Below are 21,747 nucleotides of genomic sequence, written 5' to 3' on the forward strand. Positions count from 1 at the left end.
CGCACATCAGTCCACCCCCGCCCGGCACCGCACCGCCGGTTGCACGCGCACCGGGTGTTTGCCACGGTGTGGGTGGGTAGGCGGCCCGGTGATCACCGGGTGAGCCCGCCCGTTGGACCGTCCGCAATGGAGCACCGAGCAGATAAGGAGGGTTCGATGTCCTCGAAGCGACGTCGTAAGAAGAAGGCCCGCCGCAAGAACGCCGCGAACCACGGCAGGCGGCCGCAGAGCTGAGACCACGCCGCGGCCCCACCGGACTTCCGAGCCGGTGGGGCCGCGGCGGTTTCCGTGGGCCGGGGGAGGGCCGTGCGGAACTCGGGTCCACCGTGTGATGCCCGGTGGACGACCGCTTCACACCCCAAGCGGGGCGGTGGGTTCCGTTCCCGCCCCGGCGCAGACCGAGGCGGCCGTCGCGGCCGCGTACTCCAGCATCGCCCGCGTCTCCGGGCCGGACAGCTCGGTCCGCCACCCGGTCTGCGCCCCGAGCCAGGCGAGCATTCCTGCCATGAACGCGTCACCCGCGCCGATGGTGTTCACCACCCGCACCGGACGGGCGGGGACGGAGACCGCCGGGGCGTCCTGGACGTACGCGGTGGCACCCCGCGCACCCCGGGTCAGCACCACCAGCCGCCCCTGCCCGGCGAGCCTCCGGCAGCTCGCCTCCGGTTCCGCGTCCGGCCACAGGCGCACCAGATCCTCGTCGCTCGCCTTCACGACCCGCGCGAGCGCGCACAGTTCGCGCAGCCGCTCCACGCTCCGTACGGGGTCCAGGGTGCGGTCCTCGCGCACATTGGGGTCCACCGCGAGCACACCGCTCCGTGCGGCCGCCCGCGCGGTGGTGGCCACGACGTCCGCCGCCGGTTCGACGACCGCGCCGAGCCCGCCCACGTACACCGCGCCGAAACGCCCCGCATCCGCCGAGCGGTCGGGCAGCGCGAAGGTCGCCGTGTCCCCGAGATGGAAGCGGTACGTGTTCCCGTGCTCACCCGGGTCGGCCACGGCGAGCGCGGTGGGCAGCGGCGGGCGGGCGCTCAACGAGAGATCGACGCCCGCCCCGGTCAGCCACGTTTCCAGGCGGCTTCCGAAGGCGTCGTCGCCGAGCCCGCCCACGAACGACGGCCGCCCGCCCAGCCGGGCCAGACCCACCGCGACGTTCGCCGGCGCCCCGCCCGGCTGCGCCACCCGGACCGAGGCGTCATCCCCGGCCGGCACCAGATCCACCAGCGCCTCGCCGAGCACGAGGACCGGGCGGGGGGCCCGGACGGGGCCCAAGGACGACGTGTCCGTCACGGCTCCACCACGATCTTGCGGCCGATCCCCGCCTGGAAGCGCTCGATCGCCTGCGGGTACTGCTCCAGCGGCAGCCGGTCGCTGATGAACACCGACGCGTCCAGCACCCCGCTCGCGAAGAGCGCGGCGGCCCGCTCGTAACTGTGCAGGACCGCCATCGACCCGGTGATGGTGATCTCCTGGTTGTAGATCCGGTACGGCTCGATCACCGCCGTCGTGGCATAGTCCGAGACCCCGAACTGCAGGAACGTACCCCCCTTGGCGACCCTGCCCAGCCCGTCCTGGATCGCTCCCGCGTTGCCGGTGGCGTCGATGACGACGTCCCAGCCGCCCGGGCGGTCCAGCTCCTCGGCGCGGGCCGCGGCCCCGGTGCAGCCGAGCGTCGTCGCAGTGGCCAGGCGCTGTGCGTTGATGTCCAGCACGTCCACCGAAGCCGCGCCGGTGCGCTTGGCCAGCTCCAGCATCATCAGCCCCATGGTCCCCGACCCGTAGATCAGCACCTGGGCCCCGAGATTGCCGTTGAGGACGTCGTAGCCGCGCACCGCGCACGACAGCGGTTCGATCAGCGCCGCGTCCCGGACGTCGATGTGCTCCGGCAACCGTACACAGTTGGCGACGGGCGCCACCGCGTACTCGGCCGCGCCCCCGGGGACGGTGACGCCGATCGCCGCCCAGTTGTCGCAGAGGTTGCCCCGGCCGGAACGGCAGTAGCGGCACTCGTGACAGTGCAGCGAGGGGTCCACGGCCACCTTGTCGCCGACGGACAGCTCGGTGACGTCCGCACCCAGACCCACGACCTCCCCGGCGAACTCATGTCCCGGCACGATCGGCAGCGTCGGCGCGAACTCGCCCTGGAGGATGTGGAGATCGGTCCCGCACAGCCCGCACGACGCCACCTTGACGACCACGTCACGCGGGCCCGGAGTGGGGTCCGGCACGGTGGTCACCGAGACCTTGCCGACGGCTTCGACGATGGCTGCCCTCATTTGACTGCTCCCAGCGAGAGGCCCTGGACGAGTTTGTCCTGGGCGGCGTAGCCGGCGACGAGCACCGGCAGGGACACGACCACGGACGCCGCGCACAGCTGGGCGAGGAAGAGACCCTGACTCGTGACGAAGGTGGTCAGATGGACGGGGGCGGTCCCGGCGACCACGCCGGTCAGCACCCGTGCGAACAACAGCTCGTTCCAGCTGAAGATGAAACAGATCAGGGCGGTCGCGGCGATCCCGGGACCGGCGACCGGGGCGACGACCCGCCGCAGCACCGTCGGCAGCCGGGCCCCGTCGACCTGCGCTGCCTCGATGATCGAGACGGGCACGTCCGCGAGGAAGGACTGCATCATCCATACCGCGATCGGCAGGTTCATCGAGGTGTAGAGCAGGACCAGCAGCCAGACGTTGTCCAGCAGCCCCGTGTTCTTCGCGAACAGGTACACCGGCAGCAGCCCGGCGACGACGGGCAGCATCTTGGTGGACAGGAAGAAGAACATCACGTCCGTCCACTTGCGCACCCGCCGGATCGACAGCGCGTACGCGGCGGGCAGCGCGAGCAGCAGCACCAGCACGGTCGAGAAGAACGACGCCGCCAGCGAGTTGACCAGCGGAGGCCATGGGGTCGGGCCGCCCCCGCCACCGAAGAACGTGCGGTAGCCGTCGAGCGTCAGGGCGGCGGCGAGCGACGGCGGGTTGGTCGCCGCGTCGGCCTCCGCGTGGAAGGAGGTCAGCACCATCCACAGGGCCGGCAGACAGAAGCCGATGCCCACGACCCAGGCGACCACGCCGAGGGCCGCGGAGCGCCGACGGGCCTTGCGTTCGGGCCCGTTGACGGACGAGGGGACGGACAGGGAAGTCGCGGTCGAGGCGCTCATGCGCGGCTCGCCTCCTCACGGAAGAGGGAGGAGACCACCCGGAGCGCGAAGGTGGCGATGATGATCGTGCCGATCACCACGACCACGCCCGCCGCCGACGCCAGCCCGTACTCATGGGCCCGGTAGAAGGTCTCGTAGACGGTGTACGGGAGGTTGGCGGTGCCGAGCCCGCCGGAGGTGATGGTGAACACCGCGTCGAAGTTCTGCACGATGTACACCGACCCGAGCAGGATGCCGAGTTCGAGGTAGCGGCGCAGATGCGGCAGGGTCAGATGGCGGAATATCTGCCAGGGCCCGGCCCCGTCCAGCCGCGCGGCCTCGATGATCTCGGCCGGCCGGCTCTGCAGCCCGGCCAGCAGGATCAGCATCATGAACGGTGTCCACTGCCACACGAGCGACGCCTCGATGGCGATCAGCGGCATCTCGGACGTCCACTCCGGCTGCGCGATCGACTCGATGCCGAACAGCTCGCCGAACCAGGTCAGCGCCCCGTTGAACAGCCCGTACTCGGGGTTGTAGAGGGCGTGCTTCCACAGCAGCGCCGCCGAGACCGGCACCAGCAGGAACGGGGTGATCAGCAGGGTGCGCACGAACCCCCGGCCGAAGAAGGCGCGGTCCAGGAGCAGCGCGAAGACGAGCCCGAGCGCGACGCTGACCATCACGACCGTCGCGGTCAGGACGACGGTCGTCACGACCGATTCGCGCAACGCCTCGTCGGTGAAGACGGACGCGTAGTTGGAGAGGCCGGTGAAGTGGCGCTTCTCCGGCTTGAGGGAGTTCCAGTCGAAGAGCGAGATCACCAGGGTCGCCACGAAGGGCAGTTGGGTGACGGCGATCAGGAAGACCAGGGCGGGCAGCAGCGGTGCGCGGGTGGCCCAGGCGCGCCGCCTGCCGCCGTCCGGCTTCTTCACCGGAGCCTTTGGAGAGGCGGTGGTCTCTCTCGTTGCGGTGACGGTCATCGGTACTCCTCCGCGACCTTCTCGGCCAGCTTCTGGGAGGCGGCGAGCGCGGCGTCCACCGACTGGCGGCCCGCGATGGCGGCGCTGATCTCCTGCGCCACCCGGGTGCCCAGATCGGTGAACTCCGGTACGCCGACGAACTGGATGCCCGCCGTCGGGCGGGGCTGGGTGCCCGGGTTCTTCGGGTCGGCCTGGGAGATCGCCAGTTCGGTGACATCGGCGAACGCCCCGGCCTCCGCCCGGTATGCGGGGTTGGCGTAGGTCGAAGCCCGCTTGCCCGCCGGGACGTTGGACCAGCCGCTGGTGGCGCCGACGAGTTCCTCGTACTCCTTGCCGGAGGCCCAGGAGACGAACTCCCAGGCGTCGTCCGCCTTCTTGGAAGCCTTCTGGAGGCCCCAGGCCCAGGTGTAGAGCCATCCGGAGCTCTCGGTCCGCTCGACGGGGGCGGGGACGTACCCGATCTTCCCCTTCACCGGGGAGCCCTTCGCCTCCAGGGACCCGGCGCCCGCCGTCGCGTCGTACCACATGGCGGTCTTGCCCTGCGTCATGTTGTTCAGGCACTCCGCGTACCCGGACTGCGGGGCGCCCAGCTCTCCGTGCTCGCGCACGAGATCGACGTAGAACTTCGTCGCCTTCTTGAACTCCGGCGCGGTCAGGCGCGGTTCCCAGTCCTCGGTGAACCAGGTGCCGCCCATCGTATTGACGACCGTGGTCAGCGGGGCGATGACCTCGCCCCAGCCGGGCAGCCCGCGCAGACAGATGCCCTTCATCCCGCGCTCCGCGCCGTCCGTCCGCTCGGCGAGCTTCGCCACCTGCTCCCAGGTCGGCTTCTCGGGCATCGTCAGGCCCTGCTTCTCGAAGACGTCCTTGCGGTACATCAGGAAGGACGACTCGCCGTAGAAGGGCTGGGCGTAGAGCTTGCCGTCCTCGGCGGTCAGCGACTCCCGCAGCGGCGCCAGGATGTCCTCCTGGTCGAAGGCGGTGTCGGCCTTCGCGTAGTCGTCGAGGGGGTGCAGCCAGCCGTTCTTCGCGAAGAACGGCAGCTCGAAGTTGCTGATGGTGGCGACGTCGTACTGACCGGCCTGATTGGAGAAGTCCTGGCTGATCTTGTCGCGTACGTCGTTCTCGGGCAGCACCGTGAAGTGGACCTTGATACCGGTCTCCTTCGTGAAGTGCTTCGCGGTCAGCTTCTGCAACTCGACCATCTGCGGGTTGTTCACCATCAGCACATTCAGCGCGTCGCCGCCCCCGAAGGAGGTCCCGCCCGCTCCGGCGCAACCGGTGGCGAGCAGGGCCAGTGCGGCGGTCGCGGCGCACGTCCGCCCCCGCATTCGTGGTCGACGGCGTCCTGGACGGGGCATGAGGGCTCCTGGTCAGTCGTAGCGGCTCGGTGATCGGGTGGATGCGGGCATGGCGAACCACGCCCCGGCGGGCGGGGGAGTGGAGCGATGGCGCGGGCGGGCGGCGTGGACGCTCAGACGCGGATGACCTGGGGCCCCAGCAGGGAGTAGCGCTGGGCCTCGGCCGAGGAGAGTCCGGCGTCGGTGACGATCGCCTCGAAGTCACCGACCCCGGCGAACCGGCAGAAGCTCACCGCACCGAACTTGCTGTGGATCCCGGCGAAGATCCGGCGTCGGGAGCTGCGGAGCGCCTGCGCCTTGACCTCGGCGACGGCGGGGTCCGGGGTGGTGAGACCGTACTCGCGCGAGATGCCGTTGGCCCCGACGTACGCCAGGTCGATCACGAATTCCGAGAGCATCCGGGAGGCCCAGTGGTCGACGGTCGCCATCGTCGAACCGCGCACCCGGCCGCCCAGCAGCAGCACCGAGGTCTTCTCGACCGCGGCGAGGGAGGTGGCGACGGCCAGGGACGCGGTGACCACGGTCAGCGGCCGGTCCTGGGGAAGGGCCTCGGCGACGAGCTGCGGGGTGAACCCCTCGTCGACGAAGACCGTCTCGGCGTCACCGAGCAGATCGGCCGCGGCGGCCGCGATGCGCGACTTCTGCGGAACGTTACGGGTGGTGCGGACGGCGAGTGTGGTCTCGAAGCCGGCCGACTCCACCGGGTAGGCGCCGCCGTGGGTCCGACGGACCAGCCCGTGCTCCTCCAGTACGTGCAGATCGCGGCGGACGGTCTCCCGGGCCACCTTGAACAGGTCCGCGAGGGCGTTCACCCCGACCGACCCCTCCCGCCGGGCCGTGTCCAGAATTCCCCGACGGCGTTCCTCGGTGTCCACGGCGCACTTCCCTGGTCGCTGCTGCGCCCGTTTCGGGCGGAGCCCGATAGTCCGTTCGGGCTCATGTGTCGTTTGTACAAGCAGGCCAGGGGCCACGACCAGCGGCTTCACCGAATCCTCTCGGCCCGTTCGTGCCCGGTTGGTGGGCACGAACGCGCAGTTCAGGCCCGGGTGGCCGCCGTGTCGGCCGTCCGGGCCGCCCGCTTTCCCGTGTTCGGTGCCCGAATGGCGCCCGAAATATGGATCCCCGGCGTCCGCGGTGCCCGAGAACGAGGGCACCCGAAGACCGGGGCGGCGCGGGCCGGGGTCGGACCGCTCGGGCCACCCGGACGGCTCGGCTCCCTCGGGCCGTTTCAGGAGAGAACGGGCCTGCTCTCGCCCTTGCCGCGGTGGGGGCGGGGCACCGCGCCCCTCCCGGGAGCCTCCGGATAGAACCGCCGGGCCCAGCGCCGGAACGGGCCGATCGGTCCGTCGCCGGAAGCCAGCCGGGGCGGCTGCTGGTACTGCTTGTGGTGCCAGATCGGGAAGTCGGCGGCGGTGAACTCGCAACTGGATCGGAAGACGGGACGCTCCAGGAGTCGGGCCGCGGTTCGGCTGACGATCCGGGCGAGCCCGGGCGGCAACCGCCCGGGCTCGTCGAAGGCGATGCGGTTGAGCTGCCGGAACTGCATCCGGTTGGGCGCGATGGCCGTCGGCATCACCATCGTGCACATCCGCAGCCCGAAGCGGGGCGTGTGGACGTCGGCGTGCAGGCAGCCGAGTCCATAACCGTCCACCTTCACGTCGACGGTGAAGTCACCCACGAGCGGCGCCGACTCGTGGGCCCGCATGGCGACATGGAACGTCGCGTCGTGGTACGTCACAGGACCGTCGATCTCGGCCTTCGACCAGCCGTGCAGGGTGGCGAAGTGACCGAGGCCGACCGAATTCTCGATGACCTCCTGGACGTTGCCCGCCAGCTCCCAGGCGGCCGTGCGCGCGGGCCTGTGCCCGATCTGGTGCCACTGCGGTACGGACCAGTCCGGATCCCGTCCGTCGTGGTGCCGCCAGACGAAGACGCCTCCGTTCACCTCCTGGACGGGCAGGTGGGCCAGCGGCGACCGCGGGGGAGGTGTGCCGTACCCCGTGCGGACACAGGTGCCGTCGGGGGCGAACGCGAAGAAGTGGAAGGGACACGTGAGATCCTCTCCCTCGACCTCGGCCAGGCCGAGGTGGGCCCCCAGGTGTGGGCAGTACGGCCGGACGGCGCGGAGCAGTCCCGTGCCGGTGCGGTACAGGACGACGTCGCGCCCCGCGAGCGGTCGCGTCAGCACGGTGCCCGGCCGCAGCTCGTGCGAGAAGGCCAGGGCGGACCAGCCGCTCGGATACGGCAGTGCGGGCGCTCCCGCCGCATCGGCCGGCGTCGGCCCCTCGCTGATCGTGTGCCCGTGCTCGCGTGCCACTCCCACGACTGCCCCCTCTCACGGCCGGTCGCACGGAGGCTGCCCAGAACCGCGCCGGGGGCCTCCTGGTACGCCGCACGCCACCCGAACGGGGCCGTGCGTGCGGCGTGTTGACGGGAGGGGGCGAAGCGCGGGGGTGCGCGCGGGCTGTCAGAGTCCGGTGCCGAACGCCTCGGCCAGCTCGCGCCATTCGGCGCGGGGGAGGCCGGCGCCGCCCTCGTCGGCGGTGAGGACCTGCAACGCGACATGGTCCGCGCCCGCGTCGAAGTACTCCCGCGTCCGGCGCGTCACCTGTTCCGCGTCGCCCAGCGCGAAGAGGGCGTCCAGGAGACGGATGCTGCCGCCGCCCTCGAAGTCGCCTTCCGCGAACCCGAGGCGCAGCAGATTGGCCGTGTAGTTGGGCAGTTGGAGATACATCTCCAGCATCGTCCGAGCGGTCGTGCGGGCGCGGTCGAGGTCCGTGTCCAGGACGACGGTCAGCTCCGGGGCGAGCAGCGCGCCGGGGCCGAGCGCCGTACGGGCCTCCGCGGTGTGCTCGGCCGTGACGAGATAGGGGTGTGCGCCCAGCGACCGTTCGGCCGCGAGCTTCAGCATCTTCGGCCCGAGAGCCGCCAGGACCCGGTGGCCGGAGCCCACGGACGGTTCGGCGGCGTCCAGCGCGTCGAGGTACTCCACCATCGCGCTGTACGGCTTCGCGTACTGGGGCACCATCGAGCCGTGGCTGACGCCCAGTCCGAGGACGAAGCGGCGGCGCGCGTCCGGCTCGATCGCCGAGACCGCGGCCGCCACCTCCTCCGCCGTGTGGTCCCAGATGCTCAGGATGCCGGTGGCCACGGTGATCGAACGGGTGGCGGCCACGACGGCGGCGGCGTCGCCGGGCGTCGGGCTGCCCCCGGTCCAGACGGTGCCGTACCCCAGCTCATCGAGTTCGGCGAGCGCCTCCGCGATCGCCTTCCTACCCGCGTCGTCCACGCGTGACGCGTGCAGGGCACCGCTCCAGATCCCCACGCGTCCGAAGGTGTTGCCCGATCCGTTCGTCTCAGAAGTCATGGTGTGATCAACAACGTCCCGCCCCGAGTATTCCTGCCCCGAGGGCCTTTCACCCGGCCGGACGGGGCCTGGTCCCGCAGGCGACGTGACATGCGGTCTCAGTCCTCGGTGACGTCCTTCATGAACACGATCCCGTCGATGCGGGCCAGGTGCGCCGGGTCCAGCGGGGCATAGCCGAAGTACGGCGACGTGCGCCGTACCGGACCCGTGGCGGCGAGGGCGGAGGCAGCTTCGGAGGCGTTCACGAGGCAGGTCCCGGCCGGGAGCGCGTACAGGGCTCCTTCGAGGGTGTCCGGCGGCGGGATGTCCACGCCCTGGTGCCGCATCGTGCCGAACGCGGTGGCCAGAAAGCCGTACTCCTCGCCCAGGCGGGTGTGCACGACGGCGCCCGCGCTCCACCACTCCAGCCGCTGCCCGCCCATCCGCATCGAGCTGATGTCGCGCTGGAGATGGCTGTTGTGCGCGTGGACCAGAACCTGCCCGCGTTCCGCGAGCGCGAGGAGATTGTCGGCCATCATCTGGTCCCGCAGGCCCGTCAGCCGTGCCAGTCGGTTCGGCGAGGCGTCGGCCATCCAGTGGTGGTACCGCAGCAGCCCCGAGGCGGCCCGTGCCCGGAGCCGCGCCCGGTCGAACGCGTCCTGTGAGGTCGCCGCGATCAGGTGCGGTGCCCAGGCGTGGAGCAGCGCCGCCAGATCGTCGGCGAGGAGCCGCAGCTGCCCGGCCTCGGCGGACTGCCCGAACGACGCGGTCGGATCCAGCATCGCCGCGGGGTCGGTCCACCGGTCGTCGGGGCCGAGCAGACGGTCGAGCGTCCCGGCGGTGCACGGAATCAGCCCCGGGTCGACGTGGTCGGTGAGCGTGCGGTGGAGCGCGGTGAGGGTCTCCCGGGGGCTCGCGGCCCGGGCCATCTCCAGCGGACCGTCGAAGCCGGCGAACCGGACCTGGTCCGACGCGGGCCGGCCGTCGTTGAACGCGCGCATCCAGTCGACCAGTTCACGACTGGCGGCGGACGCTCCGAGACCGTGGCTGAACCCCCGCTCCAGTACGTCGTCCAGGGCGCCCGCGCCCGTCGTCACGTAGTCGTCCACCAGAAGTCCCGCCACACAGTCGCTCTCGACGGCGATGGTCCGGTACCCCTCCCGCTCGACCAGCTGACGGAAGAGGGCGTTGCGCAGGCGGAGCGGGGCGTCCACCCCGTGGGTGGGCTCGCCGAGGGTCAGCATCCGGGGCGGGGAGGCGAACAGCCTCATGACGGAGGCCGCCTCTACGGCATGGGCGATGTCCTTGATGTCGTTGACCATGACTTCAACCGTATCGTTGAACCCTCGGTGGAAACTTTTGCGCGATATCCTCGATGCATGGGGAAAAACCCTCAAACAGCAGGTCGTCTGCGCCCCGTCGACCTGGCCCGTCGGCACGGTCTGTCGACCCAGGCCGTGAGGAACTACGAGGCGGCGGGCATCCTCCCGGCCGCCGGGCGCACCGCCCACGGCTACCGCACCTACACACCACTGCACGCGGACGCCCTGGGCACCTTCCTCGCCCTCATCCCCGGCCACGGGCACGCGATCGCAACGGCGATCATGCGGGCGGTGAACCGCGACGATCCGGCCGAGGCGCTCCGCCTCGTCGACGAGAGCCACGCCCAGCTCCTGGAGGACCGCAGAACGCTGGACGCCGTCGAAAGGGCCCTCCGCGACCTGGGGCCCGGGGCTGTACCCGCACCCGACGACGGGGCGGGTCCCGGCACGATGTTCGTCGGACCGCTGGCAGGGAGGCTGGGCGTCGGACCCGCCACGCTGCGGAAGTGGGAGCGCGCCGGGATCGTGACCCCGCGCCGCGACCCGCGGACCGGGTACCGCGTGTACGACAGGGCCGACGTACGGGACGCCGCCATGGCGCACCAACTCCGGCGGGGTGGCTACCGCCTGGAGCAGATCGCCCCGCTGATCGCCCAGGTGCGGGCGGCCGGGGGCCCAGAACCGCTCGCCGCAGCCCTGCGCGACTGGCACGACCGGCTGGCCGCCCGCGGCCGCGCGATGCTGGCCGGGGCCGCCGAGCTGCACGCCTACCTCCGCGAACGCGAACGGCCGGTGCGGGCGCGGGGCCCGCACCGGCCGCAGGACACCTGACCGGTTCGGTCAGGCGGGCAGCCGCCCCAGCAGGCCCGTGAAGTCCGTGCCCACCGGCAGAGTGCCGAAGGCGAGCCCCCGGTCCCCGGCGAGGCGGGACGCGCAGAACGCGTCGGCCACCGCCGCCGGGGCGTGGCGTACCAGCAGCGATCCCTGGAGGACGAGAGCGGCCCGTTCGACGACCCGGCGGGCCCGGAGCTGCGCGTCCTCGGGGCGGGCCAGCTCGGCCCGCAGCTCCCGCCAGGCCGCGTCGAGGCGCGCGTCCGCCCCGGTGGCCGACCCGATCTCGGCGCTCAGGGCCTCCAGCGACTCGGGCTCCCGGGTCAACGCCCGCAACATGTCGAGGGCGTTGACATTGCCGGAGCCCTCCCAGATGCCGTTGAGCGGGGCCTCGCGGTACAGCCGGGGCATCCCGGACGCCTCGTCGTAACCGTTGCCGCCGAGGCACTCCAGGGCCTCGGCGACCGCGACGGGCTGCCGCTTGCACACCCAGTACTTGCCGATGGCGGTGGCCAGCCGGAGGAAGGCGCGCTCCCCGGCGTCGCCCCGCTGGGCGCGGTCGGCGGCCCCCGCCAGGCGCAGGGCCAGAGTGGTGGCGGCCTCGGACTCCAGGGACAGATCGGCCAGGACGTTGCGCATCAGGGGCTGGTCGATCAACTCGACGCCGAACACCGAGCGGTGGCGTGCGTGATGGGCCGCCTGCGCGAGCGCGGCACGGATCCCGGCGGCCGACCCGAGCACACAGTCGAGCCGGGTCATCGTCACCATGTCGATGATCGTGCGCACGCCCTTGCCCTCGTCACCCACGAGCCAGGCCACGGTGTCGTCGAACTCCGGCTCGCTGGACGCGTTGGAGCGGTTGCCGAGTTTGTCCTTGAGCCGCTGGATGCGGAAGGTGTTACGGCTCCCGTCCGGCAGCACGCGTGGCACCAGGAAGCACGACAGACCGCCGGGCGACTGGGCGAGGACCAGGAAGAGGTCGTTCATCGGCGCACTCGTGAACCACTTGTGCCCGCGCAGCCGCCAGGTGCCGTCGGTCTGCTCGACGGCCGCCGTCGTGTTGGCGCGCACATCGGTGCCGCCCTGCTTCTCCGTCATCCCCATCCCGGCGAGCAGGCCGCGCTTGGCGGTGGGCGTCCTCAGCCCGGGCTCGTACACCCGACCGGTGAGCAGCGGCTCGTACGTCTTCGCGAGATCGGGGGAGCGGCGCAGCGCCGGGACGACGGCGTACGTCATCGAGACCGGGCACAGATGCCCCTGCTCCAGCATCGTGGCCAGCATGAAGCCGCCGGCCCGGGCGACGTGGGCCCCGGGCCGCTCGTCGGCCCAGGCGGCACCCGCCAGCCCTGCCCCCACCGAGGCGTCCATCAGCGCGTGATACGCCGGGTGGAACTCGACCTCGTCGATCCGGTGGCCGAAGCGGTCGTGGGTGCGCAGCTCCGGCTCGTGCCGGTTGGCCTGGTCGGCCCAGTGCTGCGCCTCCTCGCTGCCGGCATACCGCCCGAAACGGTGCAGCTCCTCCAGATGCCATGCGGCGCCCTCGCGGCGTACCCCTTCGAGGAGCACCGCGTCGTCGGCGGCGTCGTACCCGGTGAGCGGTGGCGCCTGATTGGTCACCTCGTGCGTCACGGCGGTCGGGTTGCTGCGTGGAGCGGTGGGCGCGGACATCGGATCTCCTCCGGAAAGCGGGACGGCGGGGTGGGACACACCAGGGGCGCGGCCGGGTGAGCGGCGGACGGGGGTCAGGGGGCCGCGCCGGCGCAGCGCAGGGCCACGGTGGTCAGGGCGGCGACGAGCCGGTCCGCGTCGTGCGCGGCCGAGGTGCTCAGCGGATACACGAGTGCCTCGCCGATGGCGCCGGTGAGCGCGGCGGCGGTGATCTCCGCGTCCTGACCGGGCAGTTGGCCCCGTGCGACCCCTTCCTCGATCACCGAGGCGAACAGCGCCCGGTAGCGGCGCCGGAAGGCCAGGCGTTCCGCGCCGACCGCCGGCTCGGCGGGCGCCGCGAGCAGCGCGTACGCCAGACCGTGGTTCTCCAGGGCGCGGCGGGCGAACACCTCCACCCCCCGGCGCAACCGGTCGGCCGGGTCACCGTCGCCCTCCAGCACCTCGCCCAGCACGTCCACCTCGCGCTGCGCGGCGCGCCGGAAAACCTCCACGGCCAGCGCGGACTTGGACGAGAAGTGCTGGTAGACGGAGCCGGCGGCGATGCCGGTCGCGTCGGCGACCGCGGTCACGGTCGTCTGCGCCCAGCCGACGTCCGCCACGACCTCGGTGGCGCAGACGACGAGATGTTCCCGGGCGGCTTCGAGCCGCCGCGTTTCGGCGGGGGTCTTGCGGTAGGCCATCAAAGAAGTGAACCATCATTCAGTTCTTCCCGCCATGGCCGGTCCGGTTCCCGCGTCAGTGACCCGTGGCGCCCTGCGGGGACCGGAGGACGAGCAGGGTGATCTCGCTGGGGGCGAAAACGCGGAAGGGCGGGCCCCAGAAGCCGGTGCCGCGGCTGGTGTAGAGGAGGGTGCGCGCGCCGTGCCGGCTGAGGCCCGCGACGGTGGGCTGGTCGACGCGGACCAGGTAGTGGAACGGCCAGATCTGGCCGCCGTGGGTGTGGCCGGAGAGCTGGAGGTCGATGCCGTGGGCCGCCGCGCGGTCGATGAACTTGGGCTGATGGGCGAGGAGCAGGACGGGGAGGTCGGGATCGGCGCCGTCGAGGGCTCCCGCGAGATGGGCGCGATGGCCCGCCAGCCCGGAGGACTCGGCGGTCACGTCGTCGACGCCGGCGACCACGAGGCTGTCACCGCCGCGTTCGAGCAGCAGGTGACGGTTGCGCAGGGGCTCCCACCCCAGCTCGTCCATCAGGTCGACCCAGCCCTGGGCCTCGCTGTAGTACTCGTGGTTGCCGGTGACGTAGACCCGGGCCCGGGTCGCCCGCACCGTGCCCAGGGGAGCGGCCTGGGCCCGACGGCGTTCGGCCGTGCCGTCCGCGATGTCGCCGGTGTGGCAGACGAGATCGGCCTCCAGGGTGTTCACCGTCTCGCAGACGCGCGCGGACCAGCGGGCGCGGTCGAGCGGACCGTAGTGGGTGTCGGTGATCAGAACGACCCGGGTGCCGTCCAACCCGGCTCCCAGGCGCGGGAGTTCCACGTCGAGCCGACGGACGCGCGGCACGCGCCGGGCCTCGGCGTACCCCCAGGCGAGCAGCACGGCCGCGACACCGAGGGCGGCCCAGGTGACGATGCGAGCCCGGTCCTGACCGTCCCCGACGTCGGCCACGGTCAGGGCGAGCCGCAACAGGGCACCGAGCAGTACGGACCAGGTGAACAGGACCCATATGAAGCCGAGCAGCGTGTCTCCGACGATCGCCGCCCCGTCCTGCTGACGCCTGCCGTGCCCCCGGGCCATCGCGAACGGCATTCCGACCAGACCGAGGACGAACAGCGCGGTGCCCGCCAGCGCGACGGGCAGCGGCCAGCGCTGGCCGGTGTGCAGGAGAATCCAGCACGGCACGGCCCACAGCAGGACGGGGGCGGCCAGGGGGATGTAGCGCATCATGCGCTGCAGCCTGCTCCGCGGTGCTTCTCGCTCCGCGCCGCCTGGCGTGCCGTCCGCGGATCGGGTGTCGCCGGTCTCGGTCACGCTTGTCCTCCTGAGGTCTGCCCGGACGGATCCCGTGGCCGATGCCGTGCCTCCGTTCCGTCCCCACCGCCGGATTCTCTCGCAGCACTCGGGATCGACTTCAGGGGGTCAGCCGTGCGGTCCGCGATTCCGGTCCGAGCCCGCCGCGGCGCTCGTAGGATGCGTGGATGTCCAAGCCGATACGGATGAGTCGCCGCACCTGGGTCGCCGCGTGGGTGGTGCTGTGCGCGGCCGGTCTCGCCGCTACTTCCGCATTGCAGGCATCCTCGGCATCCAAACCGGAGCCGGCCGAATCCGTGAGCGCTCAGTGCGACGAACTCATCGCCGAGGTCAAGAAGCAACTGGCCAAGGCGGAGCAGCAGCGTGAGGAAGAGGCAATTCTGGCCTTCTCGGGGGGCTCGGCCGGCACCCTCGAAGACTGCGACGACGAGCTTCGCAGCTTTCTCCTCAGCAATCAGTGACGCCCTTCTGCCGCTGACGTACGGCAGCGCGCCCTTCCTTTAGGTAGGGCTACGTATTGATAGGCGCCGTCCGAGCGCCGCAAACTCTGGGCGGCAAAGCCCATCACAGGTCGTCCCCGCGGCCGCCCGGCCCGTTCTCCCGTCACCACGGCTCTCTTCCGTGGTGCCCGCACGCCGGGCGGTCCACCCCCACCCAGGCCCGACCGGGTCTGTGACGCATGAAGAGGAGAAGCTGTGGATCGTCCCGTTCGCACTTTGCGGAGACTGCTCGCCGTCGGCGCCGGTGCCGCCCTGATTGTCGGTGCCGCCTCGACCGCCGGTGCCACCGCCGCGCCCGTACCGCCGGGCGGTGGCGAAGGCCGCATCGTCGGTGCGGACCGCCCCGACGCGGTCGAAGGCTCCTACATCGTCACGTTGAAGGACTCCGTGGCCCGTACGGAGATACCCTCCGTCGCGCGGTCCCTGTCCCAGCGCCACGCGGGCCAGGTGAGGAGCACCTACACCACCGCCCTGCGCGGCTTCTCGGTGAAGATGAGCGAGGAGAAGGCGAAGCGCCTGGCCGCCGACCCCTCGGTGGCCCGGGTGGAGGCAGACGGTGCGGCGTACGCCACCGGCACCCAGCCCAATCCGCCCAGTTACGGGCTGGACCGCATCGACCAGCGCAACCTCCCGCTGGACAGGAGCTTCACCTACCCCGGCGACGCCTCCAGTGTCACGGTGTACGTCGTCGACTCCGGTGTCCGTATGAGCCACGGCGACTTCGGCGGACGGGCCACCAGCGGCTACGACTTCATCGACAACGACGCGAACGCCTCAGACTGTCATGGGCATGGCACCCACGTCGCCGGCACCGCCGCGGGCAGCTCCTACGGAGTCGCCAAGGGCGCCAAGATCGTCAGCGTCCGCGTGCTGAACTGCCAGGGCAACTCCGGCACCACCTGGGACCCGGTCCTCCGTGGTATCGACTGGGTCACCAAGAACGCCAAGAAGCCCGCCGTGGTCAACATGAGCGTCGGCGGCGGCAAGACCCAGTCCATCAACGACGCGATCGACAACTCCATCGCCTCCGGCATCACCTGGGTCGTCGCCGCGGGCAACGACAACGCCGACTCCTGCCAGTACTCGCCCTCGTCCACCCCGGCGGCGATCACGGTCGGCGCCACGAACAGCTCGGACGCCCGCGCCACCGGCTGGAACAACGGCCAGGCCTCCAACTACGGCACCTGCCTCGACATCTTCGCCCCCGGCGACAAGATCATCTCCACGTCCAACGCGGGTGACAGCGCCAACCAGTCCATGAGCGGCACCTCCATGGCATCCCCGCACACCGCCGGCGCCGCCGCCCTGCTCCTGGCCGCCAACCCGTCGCTCACCCCCGCCCAGGTCCGCGACAAGCTGGTCGCCGACGCCACCCCGGACAAGATCAGCGACGCCCGCCCCGGCTCCCCGAACCGCCTCCTCTTCACCGGCACCGGCGGCGGCGAGGACCCCACCGACCCGCCCGGCAAGAAGTTCGAGAGCACCGGTCAGGTCCAGATCCGCGACAACGCCACCGTCGAATCCCCCATCACCGTGACCGGCATCGACGGCAACGCCCCCGCCAACCTGTCGGTCACCCTCGACATCCGTCACACCTTCCGCGGTGACCTCAAGGTCGAACTGCTGCCCCCGGGCGGAGGCGCGGCCGTCCTGAAGAACTTCAACTCCAACGACAGCGCCGACAACGTCCAAGGCACGTTCACGGTCAACGCTTCCAACAGTCCCGCCAACGGCGTATGGAAGCTCCGCGTCACCGACAACTGGGTCAACGACACCGGCTACATCAACTCCTGGTCCCTCCAGTTCTGATCCGGCCTGCGCCTCCCGGGCCGGTGAGCCTCACTCCGCGAACCTCACCGGGCCGGGAAGGAGGCGTCCGCGGCGCCCGCACATGCGCCGCGGACGCCACTCCTCTTTTCAGCGCCGTGGGAACGGGCCATCATGAGGCCGTCCGGACGGCCCGGGGCGCATCGCCCATCCGCCCGTCCGCCCGCTCGACCATCCATCCGCCGCCATGCCGATGCCGCTCAGGAGCGCGGAAGGAAGCCGTGAACGCCGAGCCGTCGCCGCCCCCCACCCCCGGTCTCCTGGCCGGACGCTCCGCTCTCCTGGAGGACGTGTGCTCGCAGCTCGACCGCAGGCCGGCCGTCGTGGTGATCACCGGGGAGGCGGGGGCGGGGAAGAGCCGATTCCTCGACGAACTCCTGCGACGGACCACGACACCGGACGGCGTCACCCTGGTCGCCCGCTGTCAGGAGCCGGACGAGCCCCTCCCGTTCGCATCGCTCATCGACGCGCTGAGCCGTTTCCGTTCCGGGCCGCTCCCGGCGGACCTGGCACCGGTGACCGGCGCCCTGCGCGCTGTGCTGCCCGACCTCGCCGATCGCCTCCCGCCGGCGCCGCCTCCCCTGGGGGACCCGCGCGCCGAACACCACCGCGTCCTGCGCGCCCTGCACGCGTACACGGCATCGTTGGGAGAGGCCGTCCTGGTCGTCGAGGATCTCCAGTGGGCCGACGCGTCCACCTGCGCCTTCCTCCGGACGGTCGTCGCCGACCCGCCGCCGCGACTGGGCCTCGTACTCACCGCGCGCAGCCATACCGCTCCCCACACCGATACCGAGGGGACCGGCGGGCTCCCGTTCCCGTTGCGCGCACCGGCCCGCGTAACGGTGGTGGAGCGCCACCTCGCGCCGTTGTCATCGGTGGAGACCGGCGCGCTGGCCGCCGGGCTGCTCGGCGTGCGGGCGGTACCGGAGGAGTTCGCCGACCGCCTGCACCGGTGGACGGGTGGTCTGCCGTACGTGGTCGAGGAGGTACTGCGCGGATGGCCCGGCTCCACGGGGTTCCCCGTCGGCGTGGTGGGGGAGCCGCCCCTGCCCGCGTCCGTGCGCCGTGTGGTGGTGGAGCGGATCCGTCACCTTCCGCCGGCGGCGCGGCAGGTGGTCGCCGCGGCGGCGGTCCTCGGCGAACCCGCGCCCGTTCAACTGCTGCGGTCCGTGGCGGGTTTGGGCGAGCCGGAGACGCGTCGAGCACTTGCGGCGGCGCTGAGGGAAGGCGTCCTCCACGGCCCCTTCCGCGACGGCGGGTACGCCTTCCCCTACGGCCTGGCGCGCCGGGCCGCGTACGAGGCGGTCGCCGAACCGGAACGGCCTGTTCTGCATCTGCGTGCGGCTCGCGCCCTGGCCCGGCACGCGAGTGCCTTCCCGCTGGTGGGGATGGCCGAGCACTACCGGCGCGCCGGCCGCCCCGTGCGGGCGGCGCGCTGCCTGGAGGCGGCGGCCGACCGGGCGGCGGGGCACGGGGACGCGGGCATGGCCGCCGCTCACTACCTCGACGCCCTGCGCGACGGCCCCGCGCCCGCGGCCCGCGACCGGATCGCGCTGAAGCTGGCCCGCGTCGCGCTGAACGCCCGGCCCGGCCCGCAGGTGCCCGCAGCGCTGCGGCAGGTCCTCGGGCACCACTCCCTGGGCCCCGGGCCGAGCGGCGAGATCCGGTTGCTGCTGGGCCTGTTGCTGCGCAACCAGTCGGGTTCCGGGCTGGAGGCGCTGGAAGAGATAGCGCGAGCGGTCCCCGACCTCCTGGTCGTCTCGACCGGCCAGGCCGCACGCGCGCTGGCGATCACGGCCATCCCCTCGCTCAAGGGCTGGCCGGTCGGCGAGCACCGCCGCCTGCTGGCCGAGGCGGAACGGCTGCTGCCCGGGGTCGGGGAGGAGGACCTGCGCTCCGCCGTGCTGGCCAACCGTGCCACCGCCCTGGCCCTGATGGGCGATCCGTCGGCGTGGGAGGCGGTGGCGGATCTGCCCGACACCCTTGCCGGTGAGGCGGCGGCGAGGGTGTACGCCAATCTGGCGGGCACCGCGAACTCCCTGGGGCACCCGGAGCGCGCCCGTGCCTTCCAGGCCCGGGCATGGCAGGCGGTGCGGACGAACCATGCCCCCTACCTGGAAGCGTTCGTCGAGACGACGGACGTGGTCGCGGCCTTCACCGGTGGTCGGTGGAAGGGGCTCCTGGGGCGTGCCGAGCGTGCCGAGGCGCAGTACCAGGACGTGCCCGACTTCCACGCGGAGGCCCTGCTGGTCTGCGGACTGCTGCGCCTGCACACCAAGGGGCAGACGGATGTGGCGCGACGGCTCCTGGAACGGGCCGTTCGTACGACCGCGCTGGACACCGGCGTGGTGCTGACGGCTGCCGCGGCCGCCGTGGCGCGGGTCCACCTGGCGGCCGGCCGCCCGTCCCAGGCCGTCCAGGCGGTGGAGGAGGCGCTGCGGCAGGTCCGCCGTACGGGGGCGTGGGCGTGGGCCACCGCCCTCGTACCACCGGCGATCGAGGCTCTCATCCGCGACGGCCGCCCGGGCGAGGCGCATCGCCTGGGCGCGGAGCTGGCCGCGGGCATCACCGACCGGGACGCGCCGGCGGCCCGGGCCGCCCTGCTGACCTGCCGGGCCCTGCTCACCGCAACGGACGCCTCGCAGTCCGGGCACGCACCGTCCGATGCGCTGTACGTGTCCGCGGCGGCTGCGTGGACGCGGCTGGAGCGACCGTACGAAGTCGCGTACGTGCAGGAGGCCCGGGGCCTCCATCTGCTGGCCTCGGGCTTGCCGGCCGGGCGCACGGCGCTGCACGAGGCGATCGCGGCCTACCAGGACATCGACGCCGTCTGGGATGTGCTGCGGTGTCAGCGCGAACTGCGGGAGCACGGACAGACCACCGCCCGCAGACCCGGCGCGCTGGGGTACGGCGACCACCTCTCGCCCCGGGAGCGAGCCGTGGCCCACCTCGCCTCGCTCGGCCTGTCGAACCGCGAGATCGCGCGCGAGCTGGTCCTCTCGCACCGGACGGTCGAGCACCACGTGGCGCGTGCCCTGCGGAAGCTGGGGGTCTCGTCACGTACCGAGATCGGCTCACACCTCGGACGGTGACCGAACGCGCGAGGGCGGGCGGCGCACCCAGTGGTCCATTTTCAGCCATCCCCTTCCCGGTCAAGGTCGGCAATGCACCGAAATTTTGAAGTCTGGGGCGTGCCGCGAGAGCTATATATCAGCCAGCCCGGATCCGGGGGTCTTGTGTGGGTCCACCGGTCTCTCCAGCATGAATAACGTTGTCAGGGACACGTCGGATTGATCGTGTTCCCGATGGCGAGTCATGGGCGTCCACCCAAACGCCCCGAGTTTCCCCCCACGATCTGGAGGAACACAGTGCGACTCTCTCGCCCCCACAGCCTCTCGAGACGAGCACGACTCATCGCCGGGGCCACCGGCCTCGCCGCCGCGGCGGCACTCGCGGTTCCCGCTACCGCCGCGTCCGCCCAGCCGGCCCCGAAGACGTTCAGCGCCACCGAGCTCAACCGGACAGCCGACTCCGTGCGCACCGCCGACGTCGGCGGCACGGCCTGGTACGTCGACGCGGCGTCGGGCAAGGTGGTCGTCACCGCCGACAGCACGGTCAGCAAGGCCGAGATCGCCAAGCTGAGGAGCGAGGCCGGCGTGAACGCCGACGCCCTCGTGGTCAAGCGGACCCCCGGCACGTTCTCCAAGCTCATCGCCGGTGGCGAGGCCATCACCACGGGCGGAGCCCGCTGTTCCCTGGGCTTCAACGTGCAGGACAGCGCGGGCACCAAGTTCGCCCTGACCGCCGGGCACTGCACCAACATCGGCAGCTCGTGGTCCATCGGCACCACGACCGGATCGAGCTTCCCCGGCGATGACTACGGCATCATCCGGCACTCCGACCCGGGCGCGGCCGACGGCCGTGTCTCCCTCTACAACGGCAGCTACCAGGAGATCGACGGTGCGGCCGATGCCACGGTCGGCCAGTCCGTCCAGCGCAGCGGCAGTACCACCGGCCTGCACGGTGGTTCCGTCACCGGTCTCAACGCCACCGTCAACTACGGCGCCGACGGCATCGTCTCCGGTCTGATCCAGACCAACGTCTGCGCCGAGCCCGGCGACAGCGGCGGCGCGCTCTTCTCCGGAAGCACCGCACTCGGCCTCACCTCCGGTGGCAGCGGCAACTGCTCCTCCGGCGGCACCACGTTCTACCAGCCCGTCACCGAGGCGCTCAGCGTCTACGGGGTGAGCATCATCTGATCCCGTGCGAACCAGGGCTCCACCGTCGGCCCTGAAGGCTGTCCCCGCCGGTTCGTCGGCGGGGACAGCTTTCGATCGTGTGCCGTCGTGACCAGTCCGTGGGCCTTCCGGCTCAGCGGAACTCGTGGACCACCTGGATCTCGCCGACGATGTGGGCGTTGAACTCGTCCAGTTCCTCGGCCGGAACCCAGAGCTCAAGAATGGTCCGCCCTCCGGCCTGCTGAACGGGGTACCGACTCAGGAACTCCGACTCCACCTCGAACCGCGTGACGAACCCGGCGCCGTCGTGCTTCACGTTCCAGTCCCGCGCGATCCTGACCGCGTAGTCCTCGTTGAGAACGGGGTAGAAGATCGGCTGCTCCGGCAGACGGGGCGGCCAGGCACGCCAGTTGGACTCCCGGACCAGCTCCAGTTCCACGGGGCCGGTGGGGCGCCACAGGGTCGTCGTCGCCGACGGGCTGGTCATCTGCATCGCTCTCCCTACGTGTCCCACCGGCACGGCAGGCCGGGAGACCGGACCCTACCGGGCCCACGAACCGGGCCGCGACG

At 71.8% G+C, this 21,747-nt stretch carries 18 protein-coding genes; 5 read left to right on the forward strand and 13 right to left on the reverse strand.

Annotated elements, in window-relative coordinates:
* Nucleotides 1-351 precede the first annotated feature (351 nt).
* From CCZ36_RS32975 to CCZ36_RS33015, 9 genes are all read right to left on the reverse strand, one after another.
* A complete protein-coding gene (locus CCZ36_RS32975) occupies nucleotides 352-1,290 on the reverse strand; it encodes a PfkB family carbohydrate kinase (protein WP_069735970.1) in 939 nt (312 codons plus the stop codon).
* The gene (locus CCZ36_RS32980; RefSeq protein WP_069735969.1) at nucleotides 1,287-2,276 is read right to left on the reverse strand and encodes a zinc-dependent alcohol dehydrogenase family protein; all 990 of its coding nucleotides are present in this window, start codon (nucleotides 2,274-2,276) and stop codon (nucleotides 1,287-1,289) included. The genes CCZ36_RS32975 and CCZ36_RS32980 overlap by 4 nt, the downstream gene beginning before the upstream one ends.
* Nucleotides 2,273-3,157: a carbohydrate ABC transporter permease gene (locus CCZ36_RS32985; RefSeq protein ID WP_069741683.1), complete on the reverse strand. Its 885-nt coding sequence runs from the start codon at nucleotides 3,155-3,157 to the stop codon at nucleotides 2,273-2,275. The genes CCZ36_RS32980 and CCZ36_RS32985 overlap by 4 nt, the downstream gene beginning before the upstream one ends.
* On the reverse strand, nucleotides 3,154-4,116 hold the full coding sequence (locus CCZ36_RS32990; protein WP_069735967.1) for a carbohydrate ABC transporter permease: 963 nt from the start codon (nucleotides 4,114-4,116) through the stop codon (nucleotides 3,154-3,156). Before CCZ36_RS32990 ends, CCZ36_RS32985 begins: the two co-directional genes overlap by 4 nt.
* The gene (locus CCZ36_RS32995; RefSeq protein WP_128819215.1) at nucleotides 4,113-5,477 is read right to left on the reverse strand and encodes an ABC transporter substrate-binding protein; all 1,365 of its coding nucleotides are present in this window, start codon (nucleotides 5,475-5,477) and stop codon (nucleotides 4,113-4,115) included. The genes CCZ36_RS32990 and CCZ36_RS32995 overlap by 4 nt, the downstream gene beginning before the upstream one ends.
* Nucleotides 5,478-5,590: 113 nt before the next feature.
* The gene (locus tag CCZ36_RS33000; protein ID WP_069735965.1) at nucleotides 5,591-6,352 is read right to left on the reverse strand and encodes a DeoR/GlpR family DNA-binding transcription regulator; all 762 of its coding nucleotides are present in this window, start codon (nucleotides 6,350-6,352) and stop codon (nucleotides 5,591-5,593) included.
* A 353-nt stretch (nucleotides 6,353-6,705) separates the two neighbouring features.
* Nucleotides 6,706-7,800, reverse strand: a complete 1,095-nt coding sequence (locus tag CCZ36_RS33005; RefSeq protein WP_128819216.1) for a Rieske 2Fe-2S domain-containing protein — start codon at nucleotides 7,798-7,800, stop codon at nucleotides 6,706-6,708.
* A 144-nt stretch (nucleotides 7,801-7,944) separates the two neighbouring features.
* The gene (locus tag CCZ36_RS33010) at nucleotides 7,945-8,844 is read right to left on the reverse strand and encodes an LLM class F420-dependent oxidoreductase (protein WP_128819217.1); all 900 of its coding nucleotides are present in this window, start codon (nucleotides 8,842-8,844) and stop codon (nucleotides 7,945-7,947) included.
* 98 nt (nucleotides 8,845-8,942) lie between these two features.
* Complete coding sequence (locus CCZ36_RS33015; protein WP_128819218.1) at nucleotides 8,943-10,145, reverse strand: erythromycin esterase family protein; 1,203 nt, start codon at nucleotides 10,143-10,145, stop codon at nucleotides 8,943-8,945.
* Nucleotides 10,146-10,202: 57 nt separating this feature from the next.
* On the opposite strand from CCZ36_RS33015, the gene CCZ36_RS33020 reads away from it, so the two are divergent.
* On the forward strand, nucleotides 10,203-10,976 hold the full coding sequence (locus CCZ36_RS33020) for a TioE family transcriptional regulator (protein WP_128819219.1): 774 nt from the start codon (nucleotides 10,203-10,205) through the stop codon (nucleotides 10,974-10,976).
* A 9-nt stretch (nucleotides 10,977-10,985) separates the two neighbouring features.
* Here the strand turns inward: CCZ36_RS33020 and CCZ36_RS33025 are convergent, their stop codons facing one another.
* From CCZ36_RS33025 to CCZ36_RS33035, 3 genes are all read right to left on the reverse strand, one after another.
* The gene (locus CCZ36_RS33025) at nucleotides 10,986-12,644 is read right to left on the reverse strand and encodes an acyl-CoA dehydrogenase family protein (protein ID WP_069735960.1); all 1,659 of its coding nucleotides are present in this window, start codon (nucleotides 12,642-12,644) and stop codon (nucleotides 10,986-10,988) included.
* Between the two features lie 74 nt (nucleotides 12,645-12,718).
* Complete coding sequence (locus CCZ36_RS33030; RefSeq protein WP_128819220.1) at nucleotides 12,719-13,324, reverse strand: TetR/AcrR family transcriptional regulator; 606 nt, start codon at nucleotides 13,322-13,324, stop codon at nucleotides 12,719-12,721.
* A 55-nt stretch (nucleotides 13,325-13,379) separates the two neighbouring features.
* Nucleotides 13,380-14,612 carry a metallophosphoesterase gene (locus CCZ36_RS33035; RefSeq protein ID WP_128819221.1) on the reverse strand — a complete coding sequence of 411 codons (1,233 nt, stop codon included), beginning with the start codon at nucleotides 14,610-14,612 and terminating at the stop codon, nucleotides 13,380-13,382.
* A gap of 167 nt (nucleotides 14,613-14,779) precedes the next feature.
* On the opposite strand from CCZ36_RS33035, the gene CCZ36_RS33040 reads away from it, so the two are divergent.
* The 4 genes from CCZ36_RS33040 to CCZ36_RS33055 all read left to right on the forward strand — a co-directional run bounded on the left by CCZ36_RS33040 (nucleotide 14,780) and on the right by CCZ36_RS33055 (nucleotide 21,198).
* Nucleotides 14,780-15,073, forward strand: coding sequence for a hypothetical protein (locus CCZ36_RS33040; RefSeq protein ID WP_128819222.1), 294 nt, complete (start codon nucleotides 14,780-14,782; stop codon nucleotides 15,071-15,073).
* Nucleotides 15,074-15,307: 234 nt separating this feature from the next.
* On the forward strand, nucleotides 15,308-16,921 hold the full coding sequence (locus tag CCZ36_RS33045; protein ID WP_128819223.1) for a S8 family peptidase: 1,614 nt from the start codon (nucleotides 15,308-15,310) through the stop codon (nucleotides 16,919-16,921).
* Nucleotides 16,922-17,160: 239 nt separating this feature from the next.
* The gene (locus tag CCZ36_RS33050; protein WP_128819224.1) at nucleotides 17,161-20,031 is read left to right on the forward strand and encodes an ATP-binding protein; all 2,871 of its coding nucleotides are present in this window, start codon (nucleotides 17,161-17,163) and stop codon (nucleotides 20,029-20,031) included.
* A gap of 276 nt (nucleotides 20,032-20,307) precedes the next feature.
* Nucleotides 20,308-21,198 carry a S1 family peptidase gene (locus CCZ36_RS33055; RefSeq protein WP_069735954.1) on the forward strand — a complete coding sequence of 297 codons (891 nt, stop codon included), beginning with the start codon at nucleotides 20,308-20,310 and terminating at the stop codon, nucleotides 21,196-21,198.
* A gap of 112 nt (nucleotides 21,199-21,310) precedes the next feature.
* Here the strand turns inward: CCZ36_RS33055 and CCZ36_RS33060 are convergent, their stop codons facing one another.
* Entirely contained in the window at nucleotides 21,311-21,664 is a 354-nt protein-coding gene (locus tag CCZ36_RS33060; protein ID WP_069736052.1) for a hypothetical protein, read from the reverse strand.
* Between the last annotated feature and the right edge of the window lie 83 nt (nucleotides 21,665-21,747).

This window comes from Streptomyces sp. S063, assembly GCF_002832675.1.
Taxonomy (GTDB): Bacteria; Actinomycetota; Actinomycetes; order Streptomycetales; family Streptomycetaceae; genus Streptomyces; species Streptomyces sindenensis.

Coding starts and splice junctions, on each gene's coding strand:
- CCZ36_RS32980 (WP_069735969.1), bottom strand. CDS start 2,276: ATGAGGGCAGCCATCGTCGAAGCCGTCGGCAAGGTCTCGGTGACCACC.
- CCZ36_RS32985 (WP_069741683.1), bottom strand. CDS start 3,157: ATGAGCGCCTCGACCGCGACTTCCCTGTCCGTCCCCTCGTCCGTCAAC.
- CCZ36_RS32990 (WP_069735967.1), bottom strand. CDS start 4,116: ATGACCGTCACCGCAACGAGAGAGACCACCGCCTCTCCAAAGGCTCCG.
- CCZ36_RS32995 (WP_128819215.1), bottom strand. CDS start 5,477: ATGCCCCGTCCAGGACGCCGTCGACCACGAATGCGGGGGCGGACGTGC.
- CCZ36_RS33010 (WP_128819217.1), bottom strand. CDS start 8,844: ATGACTTCTGAGACGAACGGATCGGGCAACACCTTCGGACGCGTGGGG.
- CCZ36_RS33015 (WP_128819218.1), bottom strand. CDS start 10,145: ATGGTCAACGACATCAAGGACATCGCCCATGCCGTAGAGGCGGCCTCC.
- CCZ36_RS33020 (WP_128819219.1), top strand. CDS start 10,203: ATGGGGAAAAACCCTCAAACAGCAGGTCGTCTGCGCCCCGTCGACCTG.
- CCZ36_RS33025 (WP_069735960.1), bottom strand. CDS start 12,644: ATGTCCGCGCCCACCGCTCCACGCAGCAACCCGACCGCCGTGACGCAC.
- CCZ36_RS33030 (WP_128819220.1), bottom strand. CDS start 13,324: ATGGCCTACCGCAAGACCCCCGCCGAAACGCGGCGGCTCGAAGCCGCC.
- CCZ36_RS33040 (WP_128819222.1), top strand. CDS start 14,780: ATGTCCAAGCCGATACGGATGAGTCGCCGCACCTGGGTCGCCGCGTGG.
- CCZ36_RS33060 (WP_069736052.1), bottom strand. CDS start 21,664: ATGACCAGCCCGTCGGCGACGACGACCCTGTGGCGCCCCACCGGCCCC.